17 protein-coding genes are annotated in these 15663 nt (G+C 48.7%); 6 read left to right on the top strand and 11 right to left on the bottom strand.

Features of this window, described 5'->3' with window-relative positions:
• Positions 1-19: 19 nt before the first annotated feature.
• The 4 genes from COY37_RS03470 to COY37_RS03455 form a co-directional block, all read right to left on the bottom strand.
• Positions 20-652, bottom strand: a complete 633-nt coding sequence (locus COY37_RS03470) for an MBL fold metallo-hydrolase (RefSeq protein WP_286678425.1) — start codon at positions 650-652, stop codon at positions 20-22.
• Positions 653-719: 67 nt separating this feature from the next.
• The gene (locus COY37_RS03465; protein WP_286678417.1) at positions 720-1283 is read right to left on the bottom strand and encodes a CDP-alcohol phosphatidyltransferase family protein; all 564 of its coding nucleotides are present in this window, start codon (positions 1281-1283) and stop codon (positions 720-722) included.
• 16 nt (positions 1284-1299) lie between these two features.
• Positions 1300-1734 (bottom strand): type II toxin-antitoxin system RatA family toxin, encoded by a 435-nt coding sequence (locus tag COY37_RS03460; RefSeq protein WP_286678416.1) that lies wholly within the window; start codon positions 1732-1734, stop codon positions 1300-1302.
• 43 nt (positions 1735-1777) lie between these two features.
• Entirely contained in the window at positions 1778-3067 is a 1290-nt protein-coding gene (locus tag COY37_RS03455; protein WP_286678415.1) for an aspartate aminotransferase family protein, read from the bottom strand.
• Between the two features lie 343 nt (positions 3068-3410).
• Here COY37_RS03455 and COY37_RS03450 point away from each other — a divergent pair, with 343 nt between their 5' ends.
• The 6 genes from COY37_RS03450 to COY37_RS03425 all read left to right on the top strand — a co-directional run bounded on the left by COY37_RS03450 (position 3411) and on the right by COY37_RS03425 (position 8745).
• Positions 3411-3776 (top strand): STAS domain-containing protein, encoded by a 366-nt coding sequence (locus COY37_RS03450; RefSeq protein ID WP_286678414.1) that lies wholly within the window; start codon positions 3411-3413, stop codon positions 3774-3776.
• A 90-nt stretch (positions 3777-3866) separates the two neighbouring features.
• On the top strand, positions 3867-4103 hold the full coding sequence (locus COY37_RS03445) for a type II toxin-antitoxin system Phd/YefM family antitoxin (protein WP_286678413.1): 237 nt from the start codon (positions 3867-3869) through the stop codon (positions 4101-4103).
• Positions 4104-4553, top strand: coding sequence for a type II toxin-antitoxin system VapC family toxin (locus COY37_RS03440; RefSeq protein ID WP_286678412.1), 450 nt, complete (start codon positions 4104-4106; stop codon positions 4551-4553).
• A gap of 2 nt (positions 4554-4555) precedes the next feature.
• A complete protein-coding gene (locus COY37_RS03435; RefSeq protein WP_286678411.1) occupies positions 4556-5515 on the top strand; it encodes a sulfite exporter TauE/SafE family protein in 960 nt (319 codons plus the stop codon).
• A 55-nt stretch (positions 5516-5570) separates the two neighbouring features.
• A complete protein-coding gene (locus COY37_RS03430; protein WP_286678410.1) occupies positions 5571-6803 on the top strand; it encodes a molybdopterin molybdotransferase MoeA in 1233 nt (410 codons plus the stop codon).
• Positions 6804-6822: 19 nt separating this feature from the next.
• Positions 6823-8745, top strand: a complete 1923-nt coding sequence (locus COY37_RS03425; RefSeq protein ID WP_286678409.1) for a molybdopterin biosynthesis protein — start codon at positions 6823-6825, stop codon at positions 8743-8745.
• An 83-nt stretch (positions 8746-8828) separates the two neighbouring features.
• Here COY37_RS03425 and COY37_RS03420 read toward each other — a convergent pair whose 3' ends face one another.
• From COY37_RS03420 to COY37_RS03390, 7 genes are all read right to left on the bottom strand, one after another.
• Positions 8829-10514 carry an NAD(P)-binding protein gene (locus tag COY37_RS03420; RefSeq protein WP_286976104.1) on the bottom strand — a complete coding sequence of 562 codons (1686 nt, stop codon included), beginning with the start codon at positions 10512-10514 and terminating at the stop codon, positions 8829-8831.
• Between the two features lie 125 nt (positions 10515-10639).
• Positions 10640-10891: a hypothetical protein gene (locus COY37_RS03415; protein WP_286678407.1), complete on the bottom strand. Its 252-nt coding sequence runs from the start codon at positions 10889-10891 to the stop codon at positions 10640-10642.
• Positions 10892-10902: 11 nt separating this feature from the next.
• The gene (gene dsrB, locus COY37_RS03410; protein WP_286678406.1) at positions 10903-11982 is read right to left on the bottom strand and encodes a dissimilatory-type sulfite reductase subunit beta; all 1080 of its coding nucleotides are present in this window, start codon (positions 11980-11982) and stop codon (positions 10903-10905) included.
• A 50-nt stretch (positions 11983-12032) separates the two neighbouring features.
• On the bottom strand, positions 12033-13226 hold the full coding sequence (gene dsrA, locus COY37_RS03405) for a dissimilatory-type sulfite reductase subunit alpha (protein ID WP_286678405.1): 1194 nt from the start codon (positions 13224-13226) through the stop codon (positions 12033-12035).
• Positions 13227-13394: 168 nt separating this feature from the next.
• Entirely contained in the window at positions 13395-13679 is a 285-nt protein-coding gene (locus COY37_RS03400) for a hypothetical protein (RefSeq protein WP_286678404.1), read from the bottom strand.
• A gap of 355 nt (positions 13680-14034) precedes the next feature.
• Positions 14035-14367 carry a TusE/DsrC/DsvC family sulfur relay protein gene (locus COY37_RS03395; protein ID WP_286678403.1) on the bottom strand — a complete coding sequence of 111 codons (333 nt, stop codon included), beginning with the start codon at positions 14365-14367 and terminating at the stop codon, positions 14035-14037.
• 235 nt (positions 14368-14602) lie between these two features.
• Positions 14603-15663 (bottom strand): cobyrinic acid a,c-diamide synthase CobB (locus COY37_RS03390; protein WP_286976099.1); only part of this gene is annotated, 1061 nt, incomplete at its 5' end.

The raw sequence follows: 15663 nt of genomic DNA, 5'->3' as shown, positions 1-15663 counted from the left end.
ATACCTCCTGATTGTAATTCTATTGGATATAATCCATGACCCAAACCTCTTGTTCACTTGGTAATGTTGAAGCCGATAATAACACCGTGCTTCCTACGTGCTTCACGACGGGCATTTCTTGGATGAAGGGCTCCACACCCGCAACCTTTATCGTGCAGTGTTTGGTCTTGTAATGCATGGGTACGGTCACCTTTGCCTTGAGTATCTTGACGACCTCTGCAGCCTGCTTGTGATCTAACGTATAGACGCCCCCAACAGGAATAAACAACACGTCAACACCTTGAAGCGCTTTTACCTGTTCCCCGGTTATAGGTTGCCCAAAATCCCCCATATGGGCCAGAGTGAGCCCATCTATGGTAAACATGTATATTGTATTACGACCCCGTTTCTCTCCTTTTACTTCGTCATGATAAGAGGAAATTCCTTCTATAAATAGACCATTTATATGAAACTCTCCAATCGTATCTATAACCCTTGGTAATCCGCCAACGGCTGTGACGTTATTATGATCATGATGGTGATGGCTCAATGTAACTATATCAGCGGTGATTTCCGGGGGTGTATAGCCTGTTTCTGCATCATACGGATCTGTTACTATCCTGATCCCACTACGGCTCTCGATAAGAAACATCGCGTGCCCGAACCAGCTTATCTTAACGGCACCACCGTTATCTACACTTCTGTTGTTACTCAGAACTCTCCCTCCTTTGCGGGCTGAATCATTTGTGTGCTTGCTTGCTCTTTATTATACTTATCCCTAATTTGACGTATTTTAAACCGGTTACCAGCGATAAAGCTACACCGATGTAAAAAAGCCCTATCCCGAGGGTTGTTGTGCTGAACACTCCGACGCTAACGTCGAGTAGCAGGAAAAACACCGAAAACATCAAGATCGCGGTTGCAACCTTACCCTCGTAGGCAACCTTTATCCGGATACCTAAATGGGATATATATACCCAGCCTAAAATCATGAGAAGATCGCGCCCAACTACGGTAAGCACGACCCAGAGCGGTACCAGGGCACTTATTTTTACGTAGAGAACAACCATCGCCGAGATAATAAGGATACGATCCACAACAGGGTCGAGGATTTTTCCGAAATCGGTCACCTGGTTGAGCCGCCGAGCGACAAACCCATCGAACAAATCGGTGAGCGCCGCGATCCCAAACGCAAGCGCCGCAACGAGATTCAGCATCGAGCTTGCCGCTAACGCCGCATAGACATAAACGGGCACCAACAGAAGCCTGGATAACGTTAGTAAGTTTGGGATATTTAAGGTCACCTGGGCACCTTTTCTATTATTCTTCTGCTTTCTTCTTAAGATCAGCGAGCATCTGCTTTACGTTATCGCGAAGTACTTTCGTCAGCAGCGGGTGCAAAAGAGGCGCTAACATCGGTATCCCGAATTCGAACTCCATGTTGAACGTTACTTTTGTCGATGCACCGTTTGGTTCGAGTTGCCAAAATCCTTTTAATACCTTAAGGTCGCCTTCTATTTGCTCATAATCAATCCGGTTTTCGGCCGGCTTTACAAAATCCTTCTCGACCCATCTAATGGTGCGCCCAACAACTTCGTTTATCCATTCTGAAGTTGACCACTCATCGCCCTTTTCGAGGATAGTAACCTTTTTTACATCGGCCATAAATTCCGGATATTTTTCGAAGTCTGAAATAATGGAAAAAAGCGTTTCGGGCTTCATTTTTATATCGATTTGTTCCTCCACTAACGGCACTGCTATCCCTCCTGTATATCTACGAGTATTATTGATAAAGCGGTTAGCCCATAAGCGTTTTATACTTGTCCACGGCATCATAGAGTACGCCGATCATGAAGTCGATTTGCTCATAGGTGATGATAAGCGGCGGCTCGATACGGATGACTTTTGGGTTGTTTAACATGTAGAGGACGAGAACGCCCTCATTCTCAAGCTCAAAAATCATGCTTCCGGCTAAACCCTCATCGGCAAATTCAACACCGATAAGCAAGCCTTTTCCGCGTACGTCGGTTATAACGCCGGGGAAATCGTCTTGCATTCTCTTCAGTTTTTCAAGGAAATACTCGCCCTTTTCGGCGGCTTGCCGCGGCAGATCTTCTTCTATGATGATATCGATCGTCGCATTCGCCGCGGCGCAGGCCAGCGGGTTTCCGCCGAACGTCGATGTGTGAAGCAGCGGATGTTCCGCAAACGGCGCAAACGCTTTCGGCGTTGCAATAAATGCGCCTATCGGCATTACGCCGCCACCCAGCGCTTTTGCAAGCGTCATGATATCGGGGGTAACGTCCTCCTGCTCGCACGCAAACATAGTACCCGTCCTGCCCATGCCGGTTTGTACCTCATCGAGGATAAGAAGCGCGCCGGTGTCGTCGCAGAGCTGACGCACGTCACTTAAGTATCCCTTCGGCGGGACGATTACACCGCCCTCTCCCTGGATGGGCTCAAGGATAACCGCCGCAGTAGTTTCGCCAATGACTGCCTTAAGCGCGTCTATGTCGCCAAACCTTACGTGGTCGAATTCTGGAAGCAGGGGCTTAAACGGGTCCCGGTAGAGCGGCCTGCCGGTTGCGCTTAGCGCTCCGAGCGATTTACCGTGAAATCCATTATCGGCCGCTATTATTTGTGGTTTACCGGAAGCAATCCTTGCCAGCTTCAACGCGCCTTCAACCGCCTCGGTACCGCTGTTGCCGATAAACGAGTAGGTTAAATCACCGGGGGTGATTTTGGCGAGCCTCTCACAGAGGTCGGCCATCGGCTTGTTCATAACGGTACGGACGCTGGTTTGCGCAATCATTTTTAGCTGATCCTCAACCGCCTTAACCACCTTTGGATGGCAATACCCAAGGTTATAGACGCCATGGCCGCTTAAAAAATCGAGGTATTTATGGCCTTTGATATCGTACATATAAGGTCCTTCGGTCTTTACTTCCACAGTAGTCCCGAGAAACCTCATAAGACGCGCAAAACCGGGGTTTACATACTTATCATATTTTTCGAGGGTTTCTTCTATTATGTGCTCGGCTTCCGCTTCTGTTACTGCTTTGCTTAAATCGATCAGCTCTTCCTTCATTGGCGCCTCCAAACTTAGTAACCGATGTTTTTAATAGCATTGGTGCTATAACGCATTAGTTTTATTTAATATAGACTTATCAGTATTGCCTTATAAAGATTATACTATTACTTGCTTACGATGACTATCTTTAAGGTAAAGTAAAAATCTTATGTTCTTAAATTTATATTATAGCCGATTTTTGTGGTTTCCCGGTCAATTTGATCCCGCAAAAATATCACGGGGACTGCTTGATGGGCGGTTAGGAATACTACAATGAATATCCAAATGCTTTAAGGGTAATAATTATAAGTATGGTCGGGAAGATAGAATTTATTGCTTAAGCATGACGGAGAGGATTATATTGGCAGAAGAAAGAAGGCTCAAGATCGAGATAACAGAGCAAAAAAGCATCACAACCGTGCTCTTCTCGGGAACCTACGATGAAGAAGACATTGTGCTGATGAAAGAAATGCTCAGTGCGCTTATCCGAAATAACAGGCTAAAACTTATTCTTAAATTTAATCATCTTGAAGCATTAGCTGAAGACGCTTTTGACTACCTTAAAGAAATGCGTAACCGGGTAGCACAACTTGGCGGGGCTGTTGTCTTAGTTTGCTCATCTGAAGACCGGCAAGAGGCATGCGATCGGCTCAAACGTACTTATGATTTCCTAGTGTTCAGAAGTTTTGATGAAGCACGCGAGCACTTTATAGGTCGAGAGTTTTAGATGGCTTTGAATAATGCTGTTACATCTTCTTTAATTATGGTTGATGGGTACGATCATATAGTGTACACTGGTGTAAACCTGGAGGTAGCTATGATAAGAGCCGGCATTAAAGAAATGAGAAAGAACCTGACGAAATACCTCGAATCAGTGCAAAAAGGCGAAGAAGTCATTATTACAAAGAGAGACGAACCAATCGCTAAGATTGTCCCGATCCCAACCAAGCAGCCAAAGACCCTTGCAAACCGCGAGCAACTTAGGAGTCTCATTAAGCCTCAGGGAAAACCTTTATCTCAGGTTGTTTCCGAGAATAGAGAAGAACGCTTGTAAATGGACATCTTCATCGATACAAGCTCCCTGGTAAAATACTATTATCCTGAAACTGATAGCAATGATGTCGAGAGAGTGATTCTCGCTGCTAAGCGCTTATATCTATGCGAATTGTCGCTTGTAGAATTCGCTTCGGCGTTAATGAAAAAAGTTAGGATGAATGAACTCCAGGAACAAGAGCAACAATTAATATGGGAAGCGTTCTTAAGTGATACCCAAGCCGAAAATGTTGAGTTGTTAGATCTGGCTCAAGATGACTTCAGAATCGCATCTGACCTAATCTTAAGGTATGGCAAGACTCGAAACTTAAGAACACTCGACTCACTTCAGTTAGCGGCTGCGTTAAAAGTGCCCGATGCTGATTTCCTGTCATCGGACAAAGAATTGCTTGTAGTCGCTGAGGAAGTTGGGTTGAAGCCCAAATTAACCCAAGATATTTCAGGAGGTTAGCCATGTTCTTTCAGGTCGCCGGTATCCATGTCGCGCCGTGGATACCGCCATTGGTAGCCTTTGTAATTTCGTTTTTTACCTCCATGGGAGGCGTATCCGGCGCATTCTTGCTGCTTCCGTTTCAGATGTCTTTTCTTGGGTACGCAAACCCGTCTGTCAGCTCTACCAATCAGGTGTTTAATATCGTAGCTATCCCGAGCGGCGTATACCGCTACTATAAAGAGGACCGCATGGTGTGGCCGCTGACCTTGATAGTGATAATCGGCACGCTTCCGGGCGTTCTCATCGGTGCTTTGGTACGTGTCACGTACCTGCCCGACCCAAAGGATTTCAAGCTCTTTGCCGCCGCAATCTTACTCTATATCGGCGTTAAGATGATCCGCGATTTACTGAGTAAAAGCTCGGGTGCTTCTGATAAGGCCAAAAGTGAGAAGCGCTTCCAGGAGCTTGTGCGCAATTACGGCAAGGGAGCAGCCGCCTTCAAGATCGCCGATGGAGGCACCCTGAAGCCTATTAAGATTACGCATTTCAATCGGAAACGGCTCGGCTACACATTTTACGGTGAGCAGTTCGATGTCTCGTTCTGGGGTATCTTCGCCCTTAGCTTTATTGTCGGAATCGTTGGCGGCATCTATGGTATCGGGGGCGGTACGATTATCGCTCCTTTCTTTGTCTCCTTCTTTGGCCTTCCGGTTTATACGGTGGCCGGTGCGGCGCTGATGGGAACCTTTGTCACGTCGGTAGCAGGTGTTGCTTTTTACCAGGCTATCGCACCGCTTTATCCTAAGATGTCCGTGGCTCCTGATTTGCTGCTCGGCGTTCTGTTCGGACTCGGTGGTATGGCCGGGATGTATCTTGGCGCAAGATGCCAGAAATATGTTCCGGCAAAAGCCATTAAGTGGATGCTAAGCGGGATTATTGTCTTCACTGCCCTCAAATATGTTCTGGACTTTTTCCATTAAAAACTGCTATTTGTTAAACTATCTTTAACTACCTATTTAACTTAAAGGATAAGCTATGCCGGAATTTTTTAAAGTTGTAACGCCCCAGCAGATTTTTGATGCGCTGGCTGGATTTGCCAGATTAACATTTGAGCAAATAGACCTGGAACATTCACTGGGCCGAGTTCTTGGCATGGATGTGGTTTCAAAGGAAGACCTTCCGGCTCGGGCGAGGTCAACAATGGACGGATACGCCGTAAGAGCAGCGGATACGTTCGGGGCTTCGGATACTATACCGGCACTACTTACAACTGTCGGACAAATCTCTATGGGAACGCTTTCTGATATATCGATTGCCCAAGGTCAAGCGGTAGAAATTCCTACGGGTGGCTTTTTGCCTGAGAGCGCGGATGCTGTTGTCATGGTGGAATACACAAATCCCCTTACCGATGGCGAAATCGAAGTGACAAGGCCCGTGACCCAAGGTGAAAATGTGTTAAACAGAGCTGATGATGTCGCCTTTGGCGAAAAGGTCCTGCCGGCTGGGCGACGAATTAGACCTCAAGATGTCGGTATATTGGCCGGGCTTGGTATAACCGAACTCACGGCCTTTAAAAAACCCGGAGTCGCCATCATTTCAACCGGGGATGAGATAGTGCCGGTAACAAAAACACCATTGCCGGGGCAGATACGGGATATAAACAGCTATGCAATCCGTGCGCTGGTTAAGACCGTGGGAGCTATCTCGATTTCAAGCGAGATTGTCCGGGACAAACCGGGTCTTTTAAAATCTGCGCTGCAAAACGCACTCGACACTTCAGACGTGGTTGTGCTTTCCGGCGGCAGTTCCGTGGGCGAGCGCGACTATATTGTTGAAGTAGTAAGCAGCTTCTCTAAGATGGAAATATACGCGCACGGCGTTGCTATAAGTCCGGGAAAACCAACACTTTTAGCAGCTGTGCAAGGTAAACCAGTTTTTGGTCTTCCCGGGCATCCGGTATCTGCAATGATCGTGGCCCAGGTGTTTCTATTGCCGTTTCTAAAGTATCTCGAAGGCGAGGAACTGAAAAAAGAGCCGACCGGCCAGCGGATACACGCCAAGCTTGCCGCATCCGTGCATTCGCCGCACGGCCGCGAGGACTACATCAGGGTAAAACTTGAGCGAAAGCAAGACGAACTGGCAGCTCTCCCCGTCTTTGGGAAATCCGGCATGATGTCCACCCTTGTCAAAGCGGATGGTTTCTTTATTGTTCCGATTCATACTGAAGGCATGGCGGCCGGCGAGCTTGTTAACGTATACCTATTCTAAATCTAAAGAAGGAAGCAATATGGAGCGCAAAAAGAGAATATATCGTAACTTAAAACCCTTAGATGAAGCCAGGCGGATTCTGTTGGAAAACTTCAAGGATATTCGCGTTGAAAGCGAACCGGTTCCAGTGCGAAAAGCCCTGGGGCGCGTGCTGGCAAAGCCCGTCATTACTAAGCAATCGGTTCCGGCATACCATGCTGCGGCCATGGACGGCATCGCGGTTAAGGCTTCCGAAACGTTTGGAGCCTTGCCTGAAAGACCGGTCATTCTTCCCAAGGGTGGTCGCACCGTCATGATCGACACGGGCGACCCCATGCCTGAAGGCACCGATGCCGTAGTCATGATCGAAAAGGTCGAGGCTACGGAAGAAGGATGGGAAATCCGGGAGGCGGCTTATCCGTGGCGAAATGTGCGCAAAGCCGGCGAAGACATGGTCAAAGGGGAAATCATTCTACCAACTCGCCAGCGCGTTCGTGCTTTCGATCAGGCCGCATTGCTTGCCGCCGGCGTATATACCGTGGAAGTCATGCGCAAACCCCGTGTCTTGATCATCCCCACAGGCACAGAGATAATTATTCCCGAGCAAGCGCCTGACCCGTTACCCAAGGGAGCGATACTTGAGGTTGACGGGCAGATGCTGGCTTCGATGTCTGAGGAATGCGGTGCGGGAGCAGAAATTCATGCGCCGGTATCGGATATCGAAAGTGAGCTTAAAAGAACTCTGAAAGAAGCCCTCTCAAAGCAATATGATCTGATTATGACAATCGCCGGCTCGTCTGCAGGCTCTGAAGATTTCACCCCGCAACTTCTTGAAGAAATCGGGCGTCTGCTTGTCCATGGTGTCACGGTGATGCCGGGTAAACCGGCATTGATAGCCAAGGCAGAAGGTAGGCCAATTGTCGGTATTCCCGGATACCCTGTTTCGGCAGCCGTGGCTTTCAGGGAGTTCGTGCGGCCCCTTCTGTATATGCTCCAAGGGCTTGAGCCGCCGGAGCCTGAAAAAGCCCTCGTTACGGTCGGGCGAAAGATACCCTCTAAACTGGGGCTCGAAGAGCACGTGAGGGTTATTATCGGCAACGTCGGCGGTAGGCTCGTAGCCACCCCTCTTGCAGGCGGCGCCGGGGTTCTTTCATCTATCGTGCGCGCCGATGGGATCATTCGCATACCGCAGGAAACCGGCGGCTTGTCTGAAGGAGAACAAATCGAGGCGGAACTACTCGCTTCACGCGAAATGATCGATGGCAGGCTTGTGGCCATCGGCTCCCATGATCTGACCATCGACCTGATAGGCAGTATGCTGAAAGAAAAAACCGGCGGTAGAGTGCAGGTTTCATCCAGCAACGTCGGAAGCCTTGGGGGCCTTATCGCGTTGAGGAAACAAACAGCGCATTTCGCGGGCTCCCATCTGCTAGATGAGGAAACTGGGGATTACAACCATTCGTTCATTCAACGCTACCTACCCTCGGTCCCGGTAAAACTTATCAATCTCGTGCATCGCTGGCAGGGTTTTATGGTGGCAAATGGTAATCCGAAAGACATTCAAAGCATCCATGATCTAAAACGCAAGGATATCGCTTTCGTCAACCGCCAGCCGGGTTCGGGTACTCGTATTCTAATGGATTACGAACTTAGCAAGGCAGGCATAGGGCCAGATGATGTAGCGGGCTACTATAACGAGGAGTACACACATATGAATGTGGCAATGGCAGTCGCTTCCGGAGCCGCTGATGTCGGCCTCGGGATCCTCGCCGCCGCCAAAGCTCTTTCACTCGACTTCATTCCAGTTACAAAGGAAAGATACGACCTCGTAATCCCGAGCGAATACATGGAGGACAAAAAAATTCGGTTAATGCTCGAGGTTATTTGCTCAAACGAGTTTAAACGACAGGTTCTTGCAATGGGCGGATACGAAGTTGATGAAACCGGAAAAGTTATCTCTTAAAATAAAGACCCGCCTCTAACGCTTCTTTATCGCGTTAGAGGCGGGTCTTTTGGAATATGAATGTGGCTAAACGGATAGCCTCACTATACCATGTCGATGTAGTTGCAAGGGCACTCTTCGGCGCACTTCTTGCAGCCAACGCAGATATCAAGGTTCATCTTGTAGCGCGGATCGAACTCGTGCTTCTCCGGCGTCTTCTTAAAGACGCTGTAGGTGCAGAAGTTGTAGCAATTGCCGCAGTCGAAGCACATACCACAGCTTAAGCAGCGTTTTGTCTCTTCGATTGCCGCCTCATTGACGAGCGTGGAAACGACTTCGTCAAAGTTGCTTGTACGGTTCGAAACGGCCATGTGCGTCTTCTCTGCACGCGGCAGGCTCGTGTAATAGCTCATCGCCATCGTCGAGAACTTTACAACCTTCGGCGGGTACTCTTTCGGTATATCCTCGCCCTTAACGAAAGCATCGATTGCCATAGCTGCTTTGTGGCCGAGACCGACCGCTTCGGTTACCGTACCAAGCTTGTTGGTAACGTCACCGCCTGCGAACACTCCTTCATCGTTTGTCTGACCAAACGCGCTCTGTGTCGCAATCCAGCCGCTTTCGTCATAGCTCTTAAGGCCCGCAAAATCCGGACCCTGGCCAATGGCCGGGATAACCATATCCGCATCGATTACAAACTCTGAGCCCTTAACCGGTACCGGCCTTCTACGACCGCTTGCATCCGGCTCGCCAAGCTCCATCTTTATGCATTTTAGCCCGGTGACTTTACCGCCGTCGCTGATAACCTCAACCGGTGCGGCGAGGAACTCGATATGGATTCCTTCATCCTCGGTGTCCTTGATTTCCTCATCAAGTGCGGGCATTTCCTCTTTTGTCCTGCGGTAGACAATCTGAGGCTTTGCTCCAAGCCTTAGAGAAGCCCTCGCCGTGTCTACTGCGCTGTTACCGCCGCCGATAACCAGCACTTTTTTGCCCTTAAGATCCATGCTCTCGCCTGCATTGGTCTTATATAAGAACTCTACGGCGTTTATTACGCCTTTGCCGTCCTCGCCCGGAATTCCGAGCTTCCAGCCTACATGGGCACCGATTCCAAGGAATATAGCCTTGTATTCTTTTTTTAAGTCGTCAATGGATATATCCTTGCCGACCTTGGTGTTGTATTTAATCTCAACACCAAGCGCTTCTATCTTGGCAACCTCGGCGTCGATAACATTATCTGGAAGCCTGTATGTTGGGATACCGTACCTCAACATACCGCCCGATTTATCGAACGCTTCAAATATCGTTACCGGGTAACCCCTTCTTGCAAGCTGGAACGCGGCAGAGAGTCCGGCCGGACCAGAACCTATAACGGCGATTTTCTCGGAGCGAGTCTCGTCCGTTATCTTCTGATGCTGCAGGTTGTTCTGGATTCCGAAATCACCGAGGAATCGTTCGATCTGGTTGATCGAAACGGCCTCGTCTTTTTCTTTTCTATTACAATCGCCCTCGCAGAAATGCGGGCAGACTCTTCCAAGAACGGCCGGCAACGGGTTCGTATCCGTCAGTATTCTCCATGCCTGTTCGTACGATTCCTCGTAGCTTCTCCCATAGTACTCAGTCTGAGCGATCGACGTTAGAAACGATCGTATGGCATTGCTGCTCGGACAGGCGTTCTTGCAAGGCGGTGTTTTCTCGTTATACGCCGGCCTCAAATAGCTGCCTTCACCCGAACTGCTATAACTAGCCGCACCTATCGGTCGCTTCCGTGTTTTTAGTACTACCGCCATATTTCCCTCCTTTTGCTCTCAGGCATCACCACACCGCCGTTCAAAGCAGCTTAGCGAAAGCCCGTTCTCCTTATTACCGGTGTGTTTACGCCTAAGCGAATATCGTGATTACTTGTTTACCTAGCTTATTGGTTAGCGGCGCCCTCTGTATGCGGAATCTCAATAGAACTTCCGCCAAAGTAACCATATATGCACCGGCCGGAGTCGATAAGTTGCTTAATTGCATCTTTAGCATCCTGCTTGGTTACCTTGTCGCCATACTTTGCGATCATCGCTTTTGTAAGGTCGGTTGCTTTTAGCTTCTTTTGCCCTGCGCTCTCAGCAACCATACTGTACATATCATCTGCAATCTGCTCAACCGAAATTTCCCCAGCCATGTTAACTCCTCCTAATATCTATTTTGTAGCGACCTTCTGTAGGTCGTACCGGCATGCTTGAAGTCGTCGAGGTGGTATTTCGTAAACTCAATACCCGTCAAATCGAAGAACTTCGGCCAGCCTATCCTGTTAATCCATTCGCCCATACGCTCGTATGGTTTAGCGTTCTTGGCGTATAGCTCAACGATATTCTTAACCGCGGACGTAACCTCGGGCCACCGTGGCGGATTGTTGGGTATATACGGGATCACCAATTTGGTGAACATAGGCTCGGTCCTGGCGTTACAAATCTTGCCTCCAACCCAGATCGAAACGCCGTCGTTCAGCGGATCGGCAATCGGCATGGCCGGGCAAACCCCGAAGCAGTTGCCGCAGTACATGCACTTTTCCTCGTCCACCTTAACTGTTGCGCGTCCTTCGATCGATGTCGGCCTGATCGCGTTATTCGGGCACGATGCGACCGTTGTCGGGATCTCGCATTGGTTCGGCAGGTTTTTGTGGTCGATATGCGGCGGCGTTCTGTGAACGCCAAGGACGGCGATATCCGATGCGTGAACCGCACCGCACATGTTGAGGCAACACGCCACAGCGATTCTTAGTTTGTGCGGCAATTTCATCGAGGTGAAATACTCGGCCAACTCATCCATCACAACCTTGACCAGCCCGGATGCGTCCGTAGCGGATGAGTGACAGTGTACCCATCCCTGTGTGTGAATTACGTTCGATATAGCGTTGTTAGTACCGCCGACGAGTGTGCCGGCAGCGTTAATATCCTTTATTAAAGGATCAATATTATCCTTGTTGGCCAACAAGAACTCGATGTTGTTCCTGCTGGTAAACCTCAGATATCCATCGGCGTACTTATCCGCCAAACCGGTCATTTTCCTTAAGAAATTCGTACTTATCAACCTCGGTGACGCTGCACGAACCGTAAATATCTTATCGCCCGACTCAGCTACATGAACCAGCACGCCCGGTTTTAGTGTCTCATGATATTTCCACTTGCCATAATTGGCTTTGATTATCGGGTGCAAGAACTGTTCGTAATGCGGTGGGCCTATATCCGTTTTTCTCTCTGTCGTAGTCGACATGTAGTTTACCTCCTATACAAAGTTTCTAATTTGGCCGCATATATGCAGGCCTATTTCTCCTCTTCTTCCTTGTAATACTCCTCAAAGAAGATGTACGGATTGTCTCTAGGCTGCTTGACCATTTGCGGGATCGGATCGAGCCCGATGCCTTCGATGAAGGTAGCAAGACCTATACGCACTATGAACTCACCGATTCTTTCCCTGTTCTTACCGTACTCATCCCAGAACTCCCAGATTCTCCCAAGAAGATCGTGGAATTCCTCGAACGGGGGTTCCATCTTCATGAACGGCACCATAACCGAACCGAACAGAGCGCCCTCTACGATTGGGGCTTTGGCTCCAAGTGTGATGGCGACGCCGCGATCTTTACCAACAGCGAGAGCTTTTGGCATTGTGTTGATGCAGTGCATACACTTTACACAATTGCTGTTATCGATCTTAATCTCTTTGCCCTCTACGCTTATGCACTTGGTCGGGCATTTTTCGACTACGAACTCCTGGACGTTGAATCCAGAATCGACATAATTTGCAAACTCGGCCTGGTTAACCCGGATATCGTCTTTCCAGATACCGATGACGCCCATATCCGAACGCGCGATAGCGGCGGTACAATCATTTGGGCAACCAGACATTTTAATCTTGTACTTGTAGTTGAACATCGGCCTATGCAGCTCATCCTGGTACTTATGTGTAATATTATAGGTGAGCGCCATCGTATCGAAACACGCGTTCTCGCACCTGGCCGGGCCTACGCAGCAGCTCGGGGTTCTTAAATCCGAACCGGAGCCTCCAAGGTCCCAACCTTTCTCTGTTACGGCCCTAAACGTTGGCTCCAGCTCATCTGAAACCGTTCCGAGGAATACCAGGTCGCCGGTTGAGCCGTGCATATTGAGAAGACCCGAACCGTGCTCATCCCAAATATCCATAAGCTCGTTTAGGGCTTTTGAGGTATAGAACCAACCAGAGGTCTGGTTAATCCTAAGCGTATGAAAGTGCGATACACCCGGGAACTCATCCGGCAAAGCTGAATACCTTCCGATAACACCTCCGCCGTACCCCATAACGCCTACCAAGCCACCGTGTTTCCAATAACCCCTTTTGTCGCGGTACGACTTTTCGAGCTGACGCAGTAGGTCTTTGACCATGTTGCTTTTGCCGGCCATACTTTTCAGGTCCGTAACAAAGCTTGGCCATGCTCCTTTTTCCAACTCGTCCAAGAGTGGAGTCTTTAGCTCGTCTGACATTTACTTAGCCTCCTTTTCTTTGTTGCAGTAACCAATCACTGGATGTAATCATTTACTGTCACTAAATGTTGCTACTTTGGTATTGCTTTCACCTATACAGGACTAACCGCATCCACCAGTTCGGGTACCTCGGTTGCCTCCGGTTTGTGCCCCTTTACATACTTACCTTCAACAGGCAACAGCGGTGGCATTCTCAAGGCCATGATATACACGAATGCCACAAGCCCAAAAATCAGTTAGTAACGATACGCAGTAGGTCCTATCTACAAACAACCTCATCAGAAGCAGGAAAAGCAGTGGTGATAAGAAAAGAAAGCCCGCCCATGCATCAAACGTTGAAATCCAGTTAAGCGATGCAAGGGCCGGCATAAAGAAAAAACTACTATGTTTTACAAAGAATATTGCCATCGCCACATTAGCAAACACAGTGTACAGCAATAATATATCGATCATAGCTCTTCCTTTTTGTTCTTTAGGCCTTTGCTCTGAAGAACATTCCGTCCACTGACTTTTTTAAAAGACCGTAATTTTAAAAGAACTTCGACCAGAACTACAGCCTTTAGTCGAACACCGAACGTGAATCACAAAAACAAGCATACACAAGGTAATAGGAAACACGCATCCTCTCCTTTAACGATTGCTTATTGAGCACCTCTGCTTTTTAGAAATCTTTTTACAGGATAACGATCGTTTTCCTTCTAAGGGCTGGTTCCAAATTAATACCCGAGGGGATATACATCCCTAGATAGAGACCGACCATTTTAGGCCGATCTTTTCTTTACTTCAATAAGAAGTAATTACTTATTGCCTATACACAGCCTGTTGGTTTCGGAAGCCCTGCGATCTTGCAAGCCTGAAGCGCCGGGCCAGCTGGGTATAGCTGATAAAGGTAAGCATTGCTACCCTTCTCAGGACCGAACATTTTCTTCATTTCTTTGATCAAGATTTTGATCATCGGAGCAATTTTGTATTCCTGGTAGTAGTCGCGTAAAAAGTTCACAACCTCCCAGTGGGCCTCTGTCATATCGACGCCCTCTTGTTGTGCGATGTAGCCAGCTACCTCTTCGTTCCAATCATCGAGGTTAACCAGGTAACCGTCATCGTCCGTTTCGTAAACCTTGCCGTTTAGTTCGAAACTCATGTTTTTACCTCCTTGTTAATATTTTATTGTCGCTTGCTTAATAGCTTTTTTAATAGAGTGGCTGTTAACTTGTAACTGTTTCTGGAAAAGAGTACGTACCAAATGTTACGTTGAGCTTAACAATTACCCTACCTTTTGTCAATACCGTAACGAATAAATTTTCAAGTTTTTGTTTCGCTAAGGAAGGCCATTTTTTAATTGCTTTACCAGCCGTTTTTCTTTTCTGCTACGTGAATTATAGGTTACCTATATGTTTTATTAAAGCGACGAATTCATCAGCCCATTGAGGGGCGCCCAGGCTATGCAAGTGGGCATATGATGCTAGAGTATTTCGATATACGATGCCGTCATTCCTGCCATCCAACCCTTTTCCGCGTGAAAGTTTGTACGCGAATTTAACATCGCCGAGGTTGACTACTTCTGAGTAGTGAAATTCATGTCCGGTGATTTCGATGTCCGATTTCATCCAGCTGTCACCGGTGGTGGTGAGTTTAATATATCCGTGCCCTTTCGGTTTCTCGTGCATCAGGATGTCGCACGGGATGCCGCCGACCATCTCCCTGGTGATGCCCTCCCATGAGATACCGCGGGCCAGGTACATAAGGCCGCCGCACTCGGCATACACGGGCATGCCCGCTTCAACGGCGATTCGGATCTGCTCGCGGATGGAGCGGTTGTCCTCGAGTTCGCCCATAAAGACCTCCGGAAAGCCGCCGCCGATATAAAGGCCGTTGAGGTCGAGCGGCAGATGCTCGTCATACATCGGGCTGAAGGGCACCAGCTCTGCACCGGCAGCTTCAAGCGCCTCGATATTTTCGGGATAGTAAAACGTAAACGCCCGGTCGCGAGCGATACCGATCCTGACAGTGGGTGTCGGATGAGCGGCGGCGGCGGCGGCGATTTCAGGCAGAATTCGGGCTGCCTTGGCTATGTTCACAAGCTTATCAAGGTCTACGTGGCTCTCAATAAGAGTGCCGATTGAAGCTATGGTCGCCATTGCGGCCTCGTCTTCCTTTGCGGGCTTAAGGCCGAGATGGCGCTGGATGATGCCGATTTCGGACGACCTTGGGATAGCGCCGACGACTTCAACATCGCAGTAACGTTCGATTGCCGCACGAAGCTTTGATTCGTGTCGCGGCCCGGACACCTTATTCAGGATGACTCCGGCTATATTTACATCCGGCTCGAAGTTTTTAAAACCCAGGATCAGCGGGGCAATGCTGCGCGTCATGTTGCCGGTGTTGATGATGAGAATAACCGGCGCTTCGATAAGGCGCGCAAGGTCGGCGGTACTGC

Origin of the sequence: Candidatus Aquicultor secundus, from assembly GCF_002791875.1 — a bacterium.
In the GTDB taxonomy this organism is placed as follows: domain Bacteria; phylum Actinomycetota; class Aquicultoria; order Aquicultorales; family Aquicultoraceae; genus Aquicultor_A; species Aquicultor_A secundus.
This window is presented reverse-complemented; position numbering and strand designations above follow the sequence as displayed.

What these genes read in the sequence shown, in the direction of transcription:
- COY37_RS03455 (WP_286678415.1), bottom strand. Translation starts at nt 3,067, where the DNA reads ATGAAGGAAGAGCTGATCGATTTAAGCAAAGCAGTAACAGAAGCGGAA.
- COY37_RS03445 (WP_286678413.1), top strand. Translation starts at nt 3,867, where the DNA reads ATGATAAGAGCCGGCATTAAAGAAATGAGAAAGAACCTGACGAAATAC.
- COY37_RS03440 (WP_286678412.1), top strand. Translation starts at nt 4,104, where the DNA reads ATGGACATCTTCATCGATACAAGCTCCCTGGTAAAATACTATTATCCT.
- COY37_RS03435 (WP_286678411.1), top strand. Translation starts at nt 4,556, where the DNA reads ATGTTCTTTCAGGTCGCCGGTATCCATGTCGCGCCGTGGATACCGCCA.
- COY37_RS03430 (WP_286678410.1), top strand. Translation starts at nt 5,571, where the DNA reads ATGCCGGAATTTTTTAAAGTTGTAACGCCCCAGCAGATTTTTGATGCG.
- COY37_RS03425 (WP_286678409.1), top strand. Translation starts at nt 6,823, where the DNA reads ATGGAGCGCAAAAAGAGAATATATCGTAACTTAAAACCCTTAGATGAA.
- COY37_RS03420 (WP_286976104.1), bottom strand. Translation starts at nt 10,514, where the DNA reads ATGGCGGTAGTACTAAAAACACGGAAGCGACCGATAGGTGCGGCTAGT.
- COY37_RS03415 (WP_286678407.1), bottom strand. Translation starts at nt 10,891, where the DNA reads ATGGCTGGGGAAATTTCGGTTGAGCAGATTGCAGATGATATGTACAGT.
- dsrB (WP_286678406.1), bottom strand. Translation starts at nt 11,982, where the DNA reads ATGTCGACTACGACAGAGAGAAAAACGGATATAGGCCCACCGCATTAC.
- dsrA (WP_286678405.1), bottom strand. Translation starts at nt 13,226, where the DNA reads ATGTCAGACGAGCTAAAGACTCCACTCTTGGACGAGTTGGAAAAAGGA.
- COY37_RS03400 (WP_286678404.1), bottom strand. Translation starts at nt 13,679, where the DNA reads ATGATCGATATATTATTGCTGTACACTGTGTTTGCTAATGTGGCGATG.
- COY37_RS03395 (WP_286678403.1), bottom strand. Translation starts at nt 14,367, where the DNA reads ATGAGTTTCGAACTAAACGGCAAGGTTTACGAAACGGACGATGACGGT.